The organism is Bacillus sp. MYb78 (assembly GCF_002975115.1).
GTDB classification, from domain to species: Bacteria; Bacillota; Bacilli; order Bacillales; family Bacillaceae_G; genus Bacillus_A; species Bacillus_A cereus.
In genome coordinates, this window is the sequence record NZ_PCOB01000006.1 from 201,580 (window position 1) to 218,240 (window position 16,661).

Genomic DNA, 16,661 nt, shown 5'->3' on the forward strand with positions numbered 1-16,661 from the left:
TGTTAGGAGAAATGAAATGATGAAAGCATGGAAAAGTATTTTTGTTTTATGTAGTTTTCTTCTTATGTTAAGTGGTTGCTTCCATCAAGAAGAAAAGAAAGCTGAACCGAAGAAGAAAGAATCTATTCCTGAAACGAAAGAATATGGTGGGCGTGAGCTGAAAAAAGTAGGACAAAAAGTGAAAGAAACAGGATGGGGTACTTTCAAGTTAGAGCAGATGCACTCTGTGAATCAAACATTTGAAGTAGCGCCAATGAAAATTCACGTACAAGATGTGAAAGTAATCTCTTTATCACAGATGAGTGAAAAGGCAAAAAATACATTGAAAGTATACACGGCACTAACTCCTGAAGAAGTAAAACGTAGATTAGGGGATAAAGTAAGCCAAGAAGATGCAGAGTTATATGCATCGCTAAGTGGAACAGAGATTAGTAATACAATTCGTTACGTTGAGATTACATATAAAGTGGAGAATAGCGGAAATAAAAATATGCAATTTTTCTCTATGAATGATGTTATGATTAATGGTAAGCAACATTTTAAAGTAGCGACTCAAAACTTTTTATATGATGAAGATACGTTAGTTGGTACAAAAAATGTGTCAAGAGAAGACTATAAGCCTGGTGAAACAAGAGATGGTATTATTGGTTTAATACTTGACGATGGAAAAGACAAAGTAAAGGATATTCAGTTTACAACTGATGATTTACTTGCAGGAGATTCTGAAACACAAGATGTTGTAAAAGAGTCACAAACGTTTAATATCTCACTTTCGGAGTAAGGTGTTTTTAAAATAATGTAAGAAAAACAGTCAGCACTCAAATATTATGCTGACTGTTTTTTTATTTCTTTTATGTATGAATCTACATTTTGAAAAGGCACCTTAATTTTAAACGCATCTTTTTGTTCATTAAATTGCTTTTCATTGTAGGGACCGAAACGTTTATTGTGCTTTACGTCAATAATCCAATAATGTTCACTTTTTTTATTTGCAATTGCTGCGTCAGGGTTATTTGGATCTGATTTTTCCTCAGTTTGTTTTGCAATAATGTATTTATCATCCCAAGCAATGTCTGTAATTTTTGCAGGGATGTATTGTGTGGCATATACAGCATCTTGCGAGGGGAAAAGTTCAAATGCATTTCCAGAAGTACGTATGAGTTCGTATTCATCGTTAACCGTATAAGTTAAGTGACTTGTGTTTCCTGCACAACCAGTTAATAGGAAGGCGACGAATAGGATTATCCATTTTTTCAATATGGGAACCTCCTTTATAATGCTATTGTAACAAATTGTACAAGAAAAGTAAGAGAAACGCTAGTTTACAATGTTTTTTAGAAGTGGTACGATGAGACGGGTAAAGAAGGATATGAAGGAGTCGACATAAAATGAAGTTAAAGATGCATCGTCCAGCGCTTGTAATGAATCGCATAGGTGCTTCCCTAATTGACATGTTTTTAATCTCGGTTATGTATGGTGCAGTAGTAGCTATTATGACCGGAAACTATAGTGCTATGTTTAAGCGCTTTAATATAAGCTTAGGTGATTTTAGATATGATTTCGCAGTAGTTTTCATATTAATGGCGATATATTTTATTGTGTTACCCTTTATTTGGAACGGTGTTACACTTGGCAAAAAGGTAACAAGAATAAAATTAATTTCATTGAAGAGTGAAAAGCTAACGTTGCAAACATTAATTATAAGATTTTTTGTAGTGTTATTACCCAACGTATTGCTATTAGGAATTCCATTAATATGTAACGTATATATGATGTTGTTCCGCAAAGACAATTGCGGTTTTCAGGACTTAATTACAAAGACGAAAATAATAAGTCTTGTATAATAAAATAAAAAAAGACCCTTTTTATATATAAAAAGGGTCTTTTTTTATTTTATAAGTATATTGTGAATATTTACAGTGAGGAAAAGCTAAAATGTGTCATTTCTATTTATAATAGATTGAAAATTAAGATAATGGTATAATAATTAAAAATAATATCTTTATCTCACCATTTGGGGCTGATTAAAGTTTTACTTTATATAATAAGGGGGAAGTTGAGATGACAGGAGGTAGCATAATTTTTTGGGGCATTCTCATTTTTATCGGTCTAGTTCTTGATCAGCGTAAGAGTAAGAAAAAAGAAGGATAAAAAGTAAACGCTTACAAATTGAATAGCAATTTTTCTTGCTTGCAGAATAATCTCATAAAGGAGTATACTGAATGACGGTAAGACTTATAGAAGGGGTAATGAAAATGAAGCTTGCAGGAAAAGTTGCTATCGTAACTGGCGGTGGCATCGGTATTGGACGTAATACAGCTCTTTTGTTGGCTAAACAAGGCGCAAAAGTAATTGTGACGGACATTGATCAAGAAAGTGGACAAGCAACAGTGGAGGAAATTACGAATCTAGGCGGAGAAGCCCTTTTTGTATTCTATGATATGGAAAAGCAAGGAGATTGGCAACGCGTTATTAGCATTACTTTGAATGCATTCAGTCGCATTGACATGCTTTTTCAAAATGCTGGTTTATATAAAATAGATTCTATTTTTTCTCGCCAACAAGAGAACGATTCCAATGTACTTTGTATTAATGACGTTTGGATAGAGATAAAACAATTAACGTCATCTTTTATGAAACAGCAAGAAGAAGTGGTGCTTAGTGATTTACCGATTTTCGGTATTATTGGCACGAAAGGACAATCATTTCATACAGTAGAAGCCCTAGTATAATAATGAAAACCGCCCTCAATATATGTGGACGGTTTTTTTGTATGTTATATAGAAGGAAATTTTTTTAGCGAATACGTTGTTCTGTTTGGCTGTCAAAGAAATGCGCTTTATTTAAATCAAATGCCAATTTAATTTGGTCTCCAGGTGAGAATATATGTCTTGCATCAACACGTGCTGCAAAATCTTGATTTCCAAGTTTCATATATAAAATAGATTCAGCACCTAACAATTCAGCAACTTCAATTTTTGTTGTGAAAGTAGTAGATTGTGAAGCTTCTAAAAATAGTAGTTCATCATGAATGTCCTCCGGGCGAATACCTAAAACAATTTCCTTATTTACATAGCCTTGTTCACGTAGCATCTTCATTTTTCCTTCAGATACTTTGATTTTTATAGTATTGTCTATAACGAAATCGGTTTCAGTCAATTTACCACGGAAGAAGTTCATCGCTGGTGACCCGATAAATCCACCCACGAAAATGTTTTCTGGTGTTTCATATACTTCTTTTGGTGTTCCAATTTGTTGAATCTTTCCATCCTTCATAACGACAAGACGCGAAGCCATAGTCATTGCTTCTGTTTGGTCATGTGTTACATAAATTGTTGTTGTTCCAAGGCGATGATGTAGCTTAGAAATTTCTGAGCGCATTGCAACACGGAGTTTAGCATCTAAGTTTGATAATGGCTCGTCCATTAAGAAAACTTTTGCATCTCGAACGATTGCTCTACCTAACGCAACACGTTGGCGCTGTCCACCTGATAATGCTTTCGGTTTTCTATCTAAATATTGTTCAAGTCCTAAAATTTTTGCTGCATCTTTTACACGACGATCGATTTCATCTTTTGGTATTTTTCGAAGTTTTAATCCAAATGCCATATTATCATATACACTCATATGTGGATAAAGAGCGTAGTTTTGGAATACCATTGCGATATCTCGATCTTTTGGAGGAACATCATTCATTAGTTTACCATCAATTGAAAACTCGCCTTTTGAAATATCTTCGAGTCCAGCTACCATTCGTAACGTTGTAGATTTTCCGCATCCAGAAGGACCGACAAATACGATAAATTCTTTATCTTGAATGTGTAAATTAAAATCAGTTACAGCTGTTACGTTATTATCATATATCTTATAAATGTTTTCTAATTTAAGTTCTGCCATGGTATTTCCCCCTAGAAATAATTATGCAAACGTTTTCTTTGAGTTCATTATAAACGAATAGATTCAAAAAATAAATAAAAAAAATAAAACGTTTTCATATATTGGAGAATTATTAGTGATTTTCGCGTTTTTTCTTAGAAAAAGAACAATAAAAATTGTAAGCGCTATTTTAAATTGAGATAGAATCTGTTATCATTCATTAATGAAAACGTTTGCGCCTTAAAAAAAGAGAAAAATGAATTATGAATGAAATGGGGTAGCATAATGGAAAAACAATGGTGGAAAGAAAGCGTAGTATATCAAATTTATCCTCGTAGCTTTATGGATAGTAATGGTGATGGTATAGGAGATCTTCAAGGGATTATTTCAAAGCTAGATTACTTAAAAGAGTTAGGGATTGATGTGATTTGGTTATCACCAGTCTATGAATCTCCAAATGATGATAATGGTTACGATATAAGTGATTATTGTAAAATTATGAACGAGTTCGGAACAATGGAAGATTGGGATGAACTATTACATGAAATGCATGAACGTAATATGAAATTGATGATGGATTTAGTTGTTAATCACACATCTGATGAACATAATTGGTTTATTGAATCACGTAAATCAAAAGATAATAAATATAGAGATTACTATATATGGCGTCCTGGAAAAGAAGGGAAAGAACCGAACAACTGGGGAGCTGCTTTTAGTGGATCTGCATGGAAGTATGATGAAATGACGGATGAATATTATTTACATCTGTTTTCTAAAAAACAACCGGATTTAAACTGGGATAATGAAAAGGTAAGACAAGATGTTTATGAGATGATGAAGTTTTGGTTAGAAAAAGGAATTGATGGATTCCGCATGGATGTTATCAATTTTATTTCTAAAGAAGAAGGGTTACCAACAGTTGAAACAGATGAAGATGGTTATGTTTCAGGTCATAAACATTTTATGAACGGTCCAAACATTCATAAATATTTGCATGAAATGAATGAGGAAGTATTATCGAATTATGATATTATGACGGTTGGTGAAATGCCTGGTGTAACGACAGAAGAAGCCAAATTGTATACTGGAGAAGAACGAAAAGAGTTGCAAATGGTATTCCAATTTGAACATATGGATTTAGATTCAGGAGAAGGTGGAAAGTGGGATGTAAAACCATGTTCACTTCTTACTTTAAAAGAGAATTTAACAAAGTGGCAAAAAGCATTAGAGCATACTGGATGGAATAGCCTTTATTGGAATAACCATGATCAGCCTCGCGTTGTATCTCGTTTTGGTAATGATGGAATATATCGCATTGAATCTGCGAAAATGTTGGCGACTGTTCTTCATATGATGAAAGGAACGCCATATATTTATCAAGGTGAAGAAATCGGAATGACGAACGTTCGATTCCAATCAATTGATGAATATCGAGATATTGAAACGTTAAATATGTATAAAGAAAAAGTGATAGACCATGGTGAAGATATAGAAAAAGTAATGGAATCTATTTATATAAAGGGTCGTGATAATGCTAGAACTCCGATGCAGTGGGATGATCAGAATCACGCTGGATTTACAACGGGTGAGCCTTGGATTACTGTAAATCCTAACTATAAAGAGATTAATGTGAAACAAGCAATCCAAGATGAAGGTTCAATTTTTTATTACTATAAGAAATTAATTGAGCTACGCAAAAATAATGAAATAGTTGTATATGGATCATATGATTTAATATTAGAGAATAATCCTTCTATTTTTGCTTATGTAAGAACATATGGAGACGAAAAACTACTTGTTATTGCAAACTTTACTGCGGATGAAAGTGTATTTGAAATGCCTGAGGATATTAGTTATAGTGAATCAGAATTATTCATACACAATTACGATGTAGAAATCGGATTGATAGATAACATTACATTACGTCCGTATGAAGCGATGGTATTCAAATTGAAATAAGAAAAATCCTTATGCCACCTTGGCATAAGGATTTTTTGGGTTACCATTTTAATATGGAGAATCCATATGGAGGAAGTGTAACTTGTAATACACTTGCTTCTGCTGAAAATTCTTCATTTGTATAAATGTTAATTATTTTCTTACCAGTAACATGAAGAGGGAGTGAAACTGTAACTTCACTATTAGTAGGGTTTAAAACGAAAAAGATAGTTTCATCCTCATATGTTTTCGTATAAGAAATATAATTATGTTCATCATTTGCTTCGATGAATTGAAAAGTACCATGTCCTCCAAAAGCTGCATGTTGTTTTCGTAATGAAATCAATGTTTGTATATGTGTAAATAATGCATGATCTTGTTCTTTAGTATCCCAAATCATACATTTACGGCAATCGGGGTCCATACCACCATCCATGCCGATTTCATCTCCGTAATAAATACATGGAGAGCCGATGAAAGAAAGATGGAATACATAGAGCAATTTCAACTTATTTTTATCTCCATTGCATGTTGTTAAAATTCTTGGAGTATCATGGCTATCTAATAAATGAAAGGCTGCTTCATTTACATTCATAGAGTAGGAATGTAGAGATTCTGTAATTTGCTTCATAAATTCACTTGCTTTAATGGAATCGTTAGCAAAGTAAGAAAGTAGAGCGTTTGTAACAGGGTAGCTCATGACAGCATCAAATTGATCGCCTTGTAGCCACGGAAGGGCATCGTGCCAAATTTCTCCCAAAATATATACTTCAGGATTTAATGTCTTTATTTCAGTTCGGAATTCTCTCCAAAAGTTGTGATCGACTTCATTTGCGACATCAAGGCGCCAGCCATCTATATTGAATTCTCGTACCCAATAACGTCCTACTTCAAGTAAGTATTCTTTTACATCTGGATGAGCTGTATTTAATTTAGGCATATACGGTGTAAAGGCGAAAGTATCATAATTGGGAAGTGGATCGGTTATAATTGGAAATTCATGAATGTGGAACCACTCTTTATATGCAGACTTCTCACCGTTCTCTAGAACGTCTTGAAATTTCTCGAAAAAGTATCCACTATGATTAAACACAGCATCGAGCATTACTTTTATACCGTGTTTATGACATTCTTCAATGAGCTCTTTAAAAGTTTCTTTCGTCCCAAATTGTGGATCAATTTCCATATAGTCAATTGTGTCATATTTATGGTTTGAATGAGCTTTGAAAATAGGTGTGAAATATATTCCGGAAATGCCAAGCTTAACAAGGTAATCAAGGTTTTGAATAACACCAGCAAAATCCCCGCCGAAAAAATTAGTTGGAGTTGGATTCGTACTTCCCCAAGGAAGGGTGTTTTCTGGATTCAGCGTACTATCGCCATTAGCGAATCGTTCAGGGAAAATCTGATACCAAATGGTGTCTTTAATCCACGATGGTGCTTTGAATACATCATCTGCATGAATAAATGGAAAACAAAAAAAGTTACCAACATCATCATTTGGAATGTTAGAAAAGAATCCTCGCTCTGTATAAATAAGAGTGTCTGTTTCAGATTTTAATTCAAACCCATAACGTAAGCGCTTAAATTTTGGTTCGATTGCAATGGACCAATAATCAAATAATGCAGTAGAACCCGTTTTTTTCATTGGTGTACTTGCTGATATCCATTTCCCGTCTTTCCATTCGTAAGGATCACCGTAAATAAGATCGGCGCTTTGAACATCATCTCTCTTAGTACGTATTCGGATGTGAATTGTTTGTTCATCGTAAGCGTATGCATAATTATCTTTCGGCCTATGATAAATGGCTTCTTTAAACATATAGAAAATCCCCCTTCAATATCTCTATACATAGTATTCCCTTAAGTGTAATAATAAAGCCTGTATTGCAAACGATTGCCTTTCTTATAGCTTTAATATTGCTTATAAGAGTAGTATTCATTTCATATAAAGTCAATGTATAAAGAGTATAATGACATAATTTTTAAATTAATATTTGCAAAATGAATAAAAGAATGTATAATGATAGACAAATAGCGCAAACGTTTTCATAGACTTGAGATATTGTTTGCGCTTCAATTAAACTATTAAATGCAAACGTTTTCAGTTACTGAGGTACATAGACAATTTAGGGAGGTTTTTGGGATGAAGAAAGCATTATCATTATTAACGGTTTCAGCATTATCTATTGGTATGTTATCTGCATGTGGACCGAAAGATTCAGGGAAAAAAGAGGAAAGTAAAGCGAAAAAAGACTATGATCTTCTTGTTTGGGAAGATGAGAAAAAAGGTGTGGGTCTAGAGCCAGCGGTGAAAAGTTTTGAAAAGAAATATAATGTGAAAGTAAAAGTTGAAGAGGTTCAGATGACGAAACAAATAGAAAAACTTCGTCTCGACGGTCCAGCTGGCACAGGGCCAGATGTTGTAACATTGCCACATGATCATATTGGTAATGCGGTAACAGAAGGGCTACTTTCAGAAGTGAAAGTAGATGATACAGTAAAAAGTAAATTTACAGATTTATCAATAGAAGCACAAACATATAACGGAAAAATATATGGTTTACCAAAAGCGATTGAAACACCAATCTTTATTTATAATAAAAAAATGATGCAAAAAGCGCCGGAAACGATGGATGAACTGTTTAACTTCTCAAAAGACTTTACGAAAGATGGAAAATACGGATTTTTAGCACTAGGAGATAACTTCTACTTTGCTAATGCATTTATGGCAGGTATGGGTGGTTATGTATTTGGTGAAAAAGATGGAAAGCCAAATGCAAATGATATTGGATTAAATAATAGCGGTGCGGTACAAGGTGCTGAATATATTCAAAAATGGTATAAAGAAAAGTTATTCCCGAAAGGTATTATCGGTGAATCTGGTGGTTCAGCTGCAGATGGATTATTTAATGAAGGAAAAGCAGCATCTATTATGAATGGTCCATGGGCATTCCAAGCGATGGAAAAGGCTGGAATAGACTATGGTGTTGCTCCAATGCCGAAATTACCAAATGGTCAACCGATGAAAACGTTCGTTGGCGTAAAAGGATGGCATGTAACAAGCTTCTCTAAACAAAATGATTTAGCTACAAAATTTACTGAGTGGGTTACAAATGAAGAAAATGCTAAAATTCGCTTTGAGAAAACGAAAGAAATTCCACCAGTAAAATCAGTAATGGAAGATCCAATCATTAAAGAAAATGAGGCTGCAAAAGCGGTTGCGACACAATCTGAAAATGGAATTCCAATGCCAAATATTCCAGAAATGCAAGAAGTTTGGAAACCAGCTGGAGATGCACTTCAATTAGTTGTATCAGATAAAGAAGCACCAAAATCCGCACTTGATAGTGCAGTGAAACAAATTAAAGGTAATATTGAGGCAAATCATAGTAAGAAAAAATAAGGTGAAATTCGTGCCTCTAATATGAGGGGCACGAATTCTCTCCCTTCCATGTAGGAAGAAAAAAGGGGGAAGGAACATGCAAACATCTATGGAACCTGCAAAGGGGTTAAATGATTCAAAGCATAGGAAAGTGGCAACCATGTTATCAATCATTCCAGGCGTGGGCCAAATGTATAATAAACAATTTGTAAAAGGTCTTATTTTTCTAGTATTAACAGGTTCATTTATTGTAGCCTTTGCTGATTTATTAAATATGGGATTATGGGGCATTGTAACGCTCGGTACAGAAGTTCCACGTGACCATTCCGTCTTTCTATTAGTAGAAGGGATCTTGGCACTTATCGTTATCGCTTTTGGGCTTGGCATATATGCATTTAACTTATATGATGCATATCAAAATGGGAAGAAACGTGATATTGGAACACCGTTAAATTCTGTAAAAGAGCAATACCGTAATTTGTTAGATCAAGGCTTTCCTTATTTAATGGTTTCACCAGGTTTTCTACTACTTATCTTTGTTGTCGTATTTCCAATCATCTTCGTAATTTTAATTGGATTTACAAACTATGATTTATATCATTCTCCTCCAGCTAAATTAGTAGATTGGGTGGGCTTTAAAAACTTTATTGATATTTTCACATTACCGATGTGGAGAGATACATTTTTAAGTGTATTTTCTTGGACTGTCATTTGGACATTCGTTGCAACAACATTACAAGTTGCACTTGGTATTTTTTTAGCGATTATCGTAAATCAGCCTGGTATTAAAGGTAAGGCAATTATTCGAACAATCTTTATTTTACCGTGGGCTGTTCCAGCATTCGTATCTATTCTTGTATTTGCTGGTATGTTTAATGAAACATTTGGAGCAATTAATAACCAAGTATTAGCTTTATTCGGGATTGAAAAGATTGCTTGGATGACAGACCCGTTTTGGTCAAAGATTGCTTTAATTATGATTCAAACGTGGCTTGGTTTCCCGTTCGTCTTTGCGATGACAACAGGTATACTACAATCGATTCCAGGAGAATTATATGAAGCGGCTACAGTAGACGGAGCAACTGCTTGGCAACAGTTCCGCAAAATTACATTGCCACTTGTGTTATATGCAACAGCGCCAATATTAATTACGCAATATACGTTTAACTTTAATAATTTTAGTATTATTTATCTATTTAATAACGGGGGACCTGCTGTGTCTGGACAAAATGCAGGTGGAACGGATATTTTAATTTCATGGATCTATAAGTTAACGATGACTTCGGCTCAATACGGCAAAGCAGCAGCTCTTACAATGATTTTATCGTTAATCGTTATTACAGTTGCGTTATGGCAATTTAAGAGAACAAAATCATTCCAAGAAGAGGATATGATGTAAATGAATATTAAACGACAAAAGATGCTACGTCTTTCATTAAGTTATTTAGTTATCTTCATAATGTGTGCGATTGTTTTCTATCCATTACTATGGATAATTGGCTCATCGTTTAATCCAGGTGATAGTTTATCTGGGTCAAGTATTATTCCAAAAAACGCCACATTAGATCATTATCGCAAGCTACTTGATCTCGATTCAAGTAATTACTTACTTTGGTATAAAAATACTTTGAAAGTTAGCGTAATGACGATGATTTTCTCTGTACTAGCCATTAGTTTTACTGCTTATGCATTTTCGAGATATCGTTTTGTTGGAAGAAAGAATGGTTTATTAACATTTTTAATTCTGCAAATGATCCCGAATTTTGCAGCGTTAATCGCACTATATATATTAGCTCAGTTAACAGGATTACTTGATACACACCTTGCATTAATTTTAATTTATGTGGGCGGAGCAATTCCGATGAATACATGGCTTATGAAAGGGTATTTTGATACGATTCCGAAAGAGTTGGATGAATCAGCTCGAATGGATGGAGCAGGGCATTTCCGTATTTTCTGGCAAATCATTATGCCACTTGCAAAGCCAATCGTAGCGGTTGTAGCATTATTTACTTTCATTGGTCCATTTACAGATTTCATTTTAGCGAGTATTATTTTGCGAACACCAGAAAATTATACTTTAGCAGTTGGATTATATGAAATGGTTGCGAAAAAATTCGGTAATGAATTTACAACGTTTGCAGCGGGTTCAGTGTTAATTGCGATCCCGATTTCAATTTTATTCCTATCACTACAAAAATATTTTGTTTCCGGTTTAACAGCTGGAGGTACAAAAGGATGAAAAATGGGACATTACGTCCCATTTTTCTTTTCATCTCCCTATAAATAAGTTTATAGGGAGATGAAAAGAGATTTGACATCACATGTGAAAAGAAGTGAAATAAATAGTATATTATAGTATAGGAAAAAATAGCTATATCCCTTACAATACATGAAGAGGGAGAATAGGATTAGTTTTGCAAGATATAAGAAATGAAAATTTATGACTTGCAATGAGTGCGAGATAAAATATATGAAAAATGGCAGAGAAATGAGAGGAGGGGGATTTTTATGACAGTTACAATTAAAGATGTGGCGAAGCAAGCGAATGTGGCACCATCAACAGTTTCTCGTGTAATTGCTGATAATCCAAGTATAAGTGAAAAGACAAAGCGCCGTGTTAGGAAAGTGATGAGTGAATTAGGGTATCATCCCAATTTAAATGCGAGAAATCTTGCGAACCAAACGACGAAAACACTTGGTCTTGTTATGCCAAGTTCTGCAAGTAAAGCTTTTCAAAATCCATTTTTCCCAGAAGTTATAAGAGGGATTAGTTCATTTGCACACGTAGAAGGTTATGCGCTTTACATGTCGACAGGTGAAACGGAAGAAGAAATTTTTAATGGTGTCGTAAAGATGGTACAGGGACGCCAAATTGGTGGCATTATTCTTTTATATTCAAGGGAGAATGATCGGATTATTCAATATTTACATGAACAAAATTTCCCGTTTGTTTTAATAGGAAAACCATATGATCGAAAAGATGAAATTACATATGTAGATAATGACAATTATACAGCTGCAAGAGAAGTGGCAGAATATTTAATTTCATTAGGGCATAAGCAAATCGCGTTCATTGGTGGTGGATCAGATTTACTTGTAACGAGAGATCGTTTAGCTGGTATGAGTGATGCCTTGAAATTAGCAGACATTGTATTACCAAAAGAATATATTTTACATTTTGATTTTTCGAGGGAAAGTGGTCAACAAGCTGTTGAGGAATTAATGGGACTGCAGCAACCGCCAACGGCAATTATGGCAACGGATGACTTAATTGGACTTGGTGTGTTAAGTGCTCTTTCTAAAAAAGGATTCGTTGTACCGAAAGATGTTTCTATTGTAAGCTTTAATAATGCTTTATTATCAGAAATTGCGAGCCCTCCACTTTCGACAGTTGATGTGAATATTTATCAGCTAGGATATGAGGCAGCAAAAGCTTTAGTTGATAAAGTAGAGAATGCAGAATCCACTGCAAAGTGTATCATTATTCCTCATAAATTACTAAAACGTCAAACTTGTGATCATTATGCATAAAAAAGCTAAGAGTTTAACTCTTAGCTTTTTTCATTAGAAAGGCTTCTAATCGGTCGCAGCCTTCTTTTAAAGTTTCGATACTATACGCATAGGACAAGCGAAGGTAGCCTTCACCGTATTCAGAGAATGCTGTTCCAGGAACTACAGCTAGTCCCGCTTCTTTGACAAGATCAAGTGCAAAATCAAATGATGAAGATGTCAAATGACCAACATATGGGAATAAGTAAAATGCACCTGTTGGCTTTTCAACTGTTAATCCCATTTGAGTGAGTCTATTATATACGTAATCACGGCGTTTTTTATATTGGTGGCGCATCATTTTTGGTGCGTCTTTAGCTGCTGTTAATGCTTCAATTGCAGCGTATTGAGCGATTGAAGTAGCACACGTTACATTGTATTGATGAACTTTTAATATGTGTCCTGCTAAATAGCTTGGTGCAAATAAAAGTCCAACACGCCAGCCAGTCATAGAATGTGATTTAGATAAACCGTTAATGACAATTGTCTTTTCACGCATTTCTGGGAAATGAGCGATAGATGTATGCTTTTGTTCATACACAAGCTCGCTATAAATTTCATCTGAAAGGACGAAAATATTTTTATCTTTTAAAACATCTACAATATCTTTTAATTCTTCTGTGGATAAAGTTACACCAGTTGGGTTAGAAGGATATGGTAGTACGATACATCTTGTTTTTTCTGTAATAGCATTTTTTAGCGCGTCAGCTGTTAAACGGAATCCAGTTTCACGAACATCTACAAAAATGGGCGTTGCACCGCATAATCGAATAATAGGTTCGTAACCTGGATAAATAGGAGCAGGTAAAATTACTTCTGTTCCTGGCTCTAAAATCGTTCGGAATGCAACATCAATCGCTTCGCTAGCACCAATTGTAACGATGGTTTCGTTTTCAGGTGAGTAATGTAAATCGTAGTTATCTTTTACGAAGTTACAAGCTGCCTTACGTAATTCTAGTAAACCAGCGTTATGTGTATAGCTTGTATAGTTTTCTGTAATAGCCCGTTTTGCCGCTTCTTTTACGAGAGAAGGTGTAGGGAAATCGGGTTGTCCGATTGTTAAAGAAATCAAATTATCATAGTTTTGAATCATGTTAGAGAATTGACGGATTCCAGAAATTTGGATATCCTTCACTCTAGGGTTAATGAATTGTTCCATTGTATCTCCCTTTCTTCCGTTTGAAAATTAAGTTCATTTTATCATATTTTCTATGATTGCGCTTTGTATATGTAATTTAGAAAGAGAGAGAAAAGAGAAAAAAAGCCGCTATAAGCGACTTTTTAATATCCGTATTCCCAATCTATTTCATCTTCATTCCAGAGTACAGAGGATACCTTGCCAAGGTGAACAACTGATTCGTTCACAGCACATGTGCAATCTTCATCTCCTGCTTTATGCTGTAACTCTTCATATACTGATTTTTCAACATTTTCTAGAACAACCAAATTTTCTTCTTTTAAAACAAGCGTAGTACCCGCCATATTTATCTTCCTCCTACTAAAGTAATGATCACTTATTTGTAAACATAGATAGTATGGATTATATGCTGTATTTTGCTATAGTTGTCCGTCTAAAAAAGTATTTTTACATTTTCTTTGTAATCCGTATTCATTGTATACTGCACGAAGGAAATTTGGTACAGGGTTTACAATCATTTCGAAAATCTGTAACAATTATTATGAGTTGTTAACAAAGAATTAACAAATATGTTAAGAAAAATCAAAATTTTAAAACAAATAAACCTATAAAATGATATAATCATATCAAAATACATATAGGGGATGAGAGGTTATGGAGCTTATCCGTGATTTGTTGATTCAAATTGCCATCATAATTTTACCACTATTTTTATATGAAGCGATTCGTTTAAATCGCTATCAAGAAATGCCTCCGAAGCCAAATCGTTACTTTATTATGTTTTTATCTAGCGTTACGCTCGTTCTCTCCATGACATACTCTATTTGTTTTGGCAATGTGTGTGGGTATAACTTTCACCCAATTCCAATTGTCAGTGGTTTTTTATATGGTGGGATTGTTGGTTTAATCCCAGCGGTTATTTTTGTTGCATATGAATGGTTACTAAAGGGAATGAGCTTTCTTCCAGTTTTAGAAGTAACATTTCTATTGATAGTTCCGCTATTTTTATCAAAGAAATGGTCTCTTTTTTCAAGAGATAAGAAATTAATTTTAGCATTTATGATTTCATCATTTTATGTGCTTGTTTCTTTAGTATTAGGCATGATTAATGTTCTTTTGGAAACAGGATTTACACCGTATATTTCGCAAATATATAGCGGATTTATATTTGCCTCGCTTATCATGGTCATGACAATGGTATTTCAGGTGTATTTAACTGAATATTTAAATGAAAATGCATTGCTACGTACAGAGATGCAAAAATCAGAAAAGCTTAATATTGTAAGTGAGTTAGCAGCAAGTGTGGCACATGAAGTTCGAAATCCACTTACTGTTGTTCGTGGATTTATCCAATTGCTAGAAAGTACGGAAGATGTGAAGAATAAGGATTATATGCGTCTCGTATTAGCTGAATTGGATCGGGCGGAACAAATTATTTCAGATTACTTGAATTTAGCAAGGCCGCAAATTGAGAAAAAAGAACACATTTGTTTATCAGCCCAATTAATAGAAATGACCACTCTTATGTCGTCATTTGCAGCGATGCAAGGTGTATATTTACAAGTTGAAATTTCAGAAAGTCTTTATACGATTGGTGATAAGACAAAATTGAAGCAAGCTATTATGAATGTTGTTAAAAATGGTATTGAAGCAATTCAAGGAAATAAAGGATATTTAAAAGTAACAGCTATTCAAAAAGACGAAACAATCATAATAAGAGTTAAAGATAGTGGTGTTGGTATGACGAAAGAACAGTTAGCAAGGCTGGGGCAACCATATTATTCTTTAAAAGAAAAAGGGACAGGATTAGGGCTTATGGTAACATTTAGTATTTTACAAGCGCATAATGGTACATTGGAATATAAGAGTGAAAGTGGAAAAGGCACTGAAGCAATTATTATATTACCAGCTGTACAAAATAAGGAATAAAAGTTACCGATGGAAGGTAACTTTTTATTTTATATTGTTTATTCATTTGTTTTTTCTTGTTTTGCTCGGCTAAATAAACTTTTAAATGATTGAAAGAAGCTTTGCTCTTTTGAGGCAGCGACCATTCTTTTTGTTTCTTGAATTTCTCGAATAACTTGCATAAGCTGTGCATCACGATTACTGTCCTTGTTATAAATTTGACTAACAAGTTTATTCATTTTTTCTTCTTGTTTGGATTCTCGTTTATACATATGATTCATTAATAAGTCCATTTTTTCTTTTTGCAATGCATCTGTTTGAGCGGCGTGCTCGACTAACTCTTGAAGCATTTTTTCTTGAGAGCCTTCTTTTACATACACTTGTTGCATCAATTCATCTAGTTTCTCATCCTTTAAACGATTTTGTGTAATTAGAGTAGAATTTTGATGAATAATTGCTTCATTTAATTGAGCTAGCATTTCAAGTTTCAACATGAACTCCTCAAAGTTACGCCCATCTTCTTTTTCTTTCGGTTGTATCTCTTGCTTATCTTGTATAACTGGTACAGGTGGGGCCTCTTTTTCTTTTAAAATAATCGGTATCGTTTCTGAAATATCTTCTTGTAATGTGGCAGCTCTTTCATGTATAGATTTCAATAGTTTTAAATCATCAAGTTTATAAATACGAGCATCAGCTGTTTTAGAAATCATATAACCATGTTCCTCTAACAGTTGACTATATTTGCGGACTATATGTTTTGGGATGCCTGTTTTATTCGTGACATCTTTCGTTTTATAGGTAGCTTCCATGATATTTCCTCCCCAAAAAGTATCGTATATATCATTTCAATCTTTTATGAGG

General features: G+C 34.1%; 16 protein-coding genes. 10 read left to right on the top strand and 6 right to left on the bottom strand.

All coding sequences use genetic code 11. The features are described 5' to 3' along the window. Positions 1-16: 16 nt before the first annotated feature. The gene (locus tag CQ064_RS15155) at positions 17-781 is read left to right on the top strand and encodes a hypothetical protein (protein WP_000973900.1); all 765 of its coding nucleotides are present in this window, start codon (positions 17-19) and stop codon (positions 779-781) included. Between the two features lie 44 nt (positions 782-825). Here CQ064_RS15155 and CQ064_RS15160 read toward each other — a convergent pair whose 3' ends face one another. After that, the gene (locus CQ064_RS15160; protein ID WP_000758789.1) at positions 826-1,257 is read right to left on the bottom strand and encodes a DUF3997 domain-containing protein; all 432 of its coding nucleotides are present in this window, start codon (positions 1,255-1,257) and stop codon (positions 826-828) included. A 131-nt stretch (positions 1,258-1,388) separates the two neighbouring features. Here CQ064_RS15160 and CQ064_RS15165 point away from each other — a divergent pair, with 131 nt between their 5' ends. From CQ064_RS15165 to CQ064_RS15175, 3 genes are all read left to right on the top strand, one after another. Beyond that, complete coding sequence (locus tag CQ064_RS15165) at positions 1,389-1,844, top strand: RDD family protein (RefSeq protein WP_000769080.1); 456 nt, start codon at positions 1,389-1,391, stop codon at positions 1,842-1,844. Between the two features lie 217 nt (positions 1,845-2,061). Further along, positions 2,062-2,151, top strand: coding sequence for a hypothetical protein (locus CQ064_RS15170; protein ID WP_000145638.1), 90 nt, complete (start codon positions 2,062-2,064; stop codon positions 2,149-2,151). Between the two features lie 71 nt (positions 2,152-2,222). Further along, a complete protein-coding gene (locus CQ064_RS15175) occupies positions 2,223-2,732 on the top strand; it encodes an SDR family NAD(P)-dependent oxidoreductase (RefSeq protein ID WP_000218413.1) in 510 nt (169 codons plus the stop codon). A gap of 64 nt (positions 2,733-2,796) precedes the next feature. Here CQ064_RS15175 and CQ064_RS15180 read toward each other — a convergent pair whose 3' ends face one another. After that, positions 2,797-3,897 carry an ABC transporter ATP-binding protein gene (locus CQ064_RS15180; protein WP_000818934.1) on the bottom strand — a complete coding sequence of 367 codons (1,101 nt, stop codon included), beginning with the start codon at positions 3,895-3,897 and terminating at the stop codon, positions 2,797-2,799. Positions 3,898-4,161: 264 nt separating this feature from the next. On the opposite strand from CQ064_RS15180, the gene malL reads away from it, so the two are divergent. After that, positions 4,162-5,838 carry an oligo-1,6-glucosidase gene (gene malL / locus CQ064_RS15185; protein ID WP_000415171.1) on the top strand — a complete coding sequence of 559 codons (1,677 nt, stop codon included), beginning with the start codon at positions 4,162-4,164 and terminating at the stop codon, positions 5,836-5,838. Between the two features lie 40 nt (positions 5,839-5,878). Here malL and CQ064_RS15190 read toward each other — a convergent pair whose 3' ends face one another. Further along, positions 5,879-7,639, bottom strand: coding sequence for an alpha-glycosidase (locus CQ064_RS15190; protein ID WP_000471774.1), 1,761 nt, complete (start codon positions 7,637-7,639; stop codon positions 5,879-5,881). A gap of 324 nt (positions 7,640-7,963) precedes the next feature. Here CQ064_RS15190 and CQ064_RS15195 point away from each other — a divergent pair, with 324 nt between their 5' ends. The 4 genes from CQ064_RS15195 to malR all read left to right on the top strand — a co-directional run bounded on the left by CQ064_RS15195 (position 7,964) and on the right by malR (position 12,736). Continuing rightward, positions 7,964-9,223 (top strand): extracellular solute-binding protein, encoded by a 1,260-nt coding sequence (locus CQ064_RS15195; protein WP_000709931.1) that lies wholly within the window; start codon positions 7,964-7,966, stop codon positions 9,221-9,223. 76 nt (positions 9,224-9,299) lie between these two features. Then, positions 9,300-10,601 (top strand): maltosaccharide ABC transporter permease MalC, encoded by a 1,302-nt coding sequence (gene malC / locus CQ064_RS15200; protein ID WP_001194982.1) that lies wholly within the window; start codon positions 9,300-9,302, stop codon positions 10,599-10,601. Further along, on the top strand, positions 10,602-11,444 hold the full coding sequence (gene malD / locus CQ064_RS15205; RefSeq protein ID WP_001022603.1) for a maltosaccharide ABC transporter permease MalD: 843 nt from the start codon (positions 10,602-10,604) through the stop codon (positions 11,442-11,444). A gap of 269 nt (positions 11,445-11,713) precedes the next feature. Then, positions 11,714-12,736 carry a maltose operon transcriptional repressor MalR gene (malR, locus tag CQ064_RS15210; RefSeq protein WP_000219053.1) on the top strand — a complete coding sequence of 341 codons (1,023 nt, stop codon included), beginning with the start codon at positions 11,714-11,716 and terminating at the stop codon, positions 12,734-12,736. A gap of 13 nt (positions 12,737-12,749) precedes the next feature. Here the strand turns inward: malR and CQ064_RS15215 are convergent, their stop codons facing one another. Continuing rightward, complete coding sequence (locus CQ064_RS15215) at positions 12,750-13,913, bottom strand: aminotransferase A (protein WP_000434575.1); 1,164 nt, start codon at positions 13,911-13,913, stop codon at positions 12,750-12,752. 122 nt (positions 13,914-14,035) lie between these two features. Continuing rightward, entirely contained in the window at positions 14,036-14,236 is a 201-nt protein-coding gene (locus CQ064_RS15220; RefSeq protein WP_000929276.1) for a hypothetical protein, read from the bottom strand. 310 nt (positions 14,237-14,546) lie between these two features. Between CQ064_RS15220 and kinB the strand changes: the two genes are divergently transcribed. Continuing rightward, positions 14,547-15,821, top strand: coding sequence for a sporulation sensor histidine kinase KinB (gene kinB / locus CQ064_RS15225; RefSeq protein WP_000420372.1), 1,275 nt, complete (start codon positions 14,547-14,549; stop codon positions 15,819-15,821). Between the two features lie 38 nt (positions 15,822-15,859). Here the strand turns inward: kinB and CQ064_RS15230 are convergent, their stop codons facing one another. Further along, complete coding sequence (locus CQ064_RS15230) at positions 15,860-16,609, bottom strand: DUF3967 domain-containing protein (RefSeq protein ID WP_000388467.1); 750 nt, start codon at positions 16,607-16,609, stop codon at positions 15,860-15,862. Positions 16,610-16,661 lie beyond the last annotated feature (52 nt).

Coding starts and splice junctions, on each gene's coding strand:
- CQ064_RS15155 (WP_000973900.1), top strand. CDS start 17: ATGATGAAAGCATGGAAAAGTATTTTTGTTTTATGTAGTTTTCTTCTT.
- CQ064_RS15165 (WP_000769080.1), top strand. CDS start 1,389: ATGAAGTTAAAGATGCATCGTCCAGCGCTTGTAATGAATCGCATAGGT.
- CQ064_RS15170 (WP_000145638.1), top strand. CDS start 2,062: ATGACAGGAGGTAGCATAATTTTTTGGGGCATTCTCATTTTTATCGGT.
- CQ064_RS15175 (WP_000218413.1), top strand. CDS start 2,223: ATGACGGTAAGACTTATAGAAGGGGTAATGAAAATGAAGCTTGCAGGA.
- CQ064_RS15180 (WP_000818934.1), bottom strand. CDS start 3,897: ATGGCAGAACTTAAATTAGAAAACATTTATAAGATATATGATAATAAC.
- malL (WP_000415171.1), top strand. CDS start 4,162: ATGGAAAAACAATGGTGGAAAGAAAGCGTAGTATATCAAATTTATCCT.
- CQ064_RS15190 (WP_000471774.1), bottom strand. CDS start 7,639: ATGTTTAAAGAAGCCATTTATCATAGGCCGAAAGATAATTATGCATAC.
- CQ064_RS15195 (WP_000709931.1), top strand. CDS start 7,964: ATGAAGAAAGCATTATCATTATTAACGGTTTCAGCATTATCTATTGGT.
- malC (WP_001194982.1), top strand. CDS start 9,300: ATGCAAACATCTATGGAACCTGCAAAGGGGTTAAATGATTCAAAGCAT.
- malD (WP_001022603.1), top strand. CDS start 10,602: ATGAATATTAAACGACAAAAGATGCTACGTCTTTCATTAAGTTATTTA.
- malR (WP_000219053.1), top strand. CDS start 11,714: ATGACAGTTACAATTAAAGATGTGGCGAAGCAAGCGAATGTGGCACCA.
- CQ064_RS15215 (WP_000434575.1), bottom strand. CDS start 13,913: ATGGAACAATTCATTAACCCTAGAGTGAAGGATATCCAAATTTCTGGA.
- CQ064_RS15220 (WP_000929276.1), bottom strand. CDS start 14,236: ATGGCGGGTACTACGCTTGTTTTAAAAGAAGAAAATTTGGTTGTTCTA.
- kinB (WP_000420372.1), top strand. CDS start 14,547: ATGGAGCTTATCCGTGATTTGTTGATTCAAATTGCCATCATAATTTTA.
- CQ064_RS15230 (WP_000388467.1), bottom strand. CDS start 16,609: ATGGAAGCTACCTATAAAACGAAAGATGTCACGAATAAAACAGGCATC.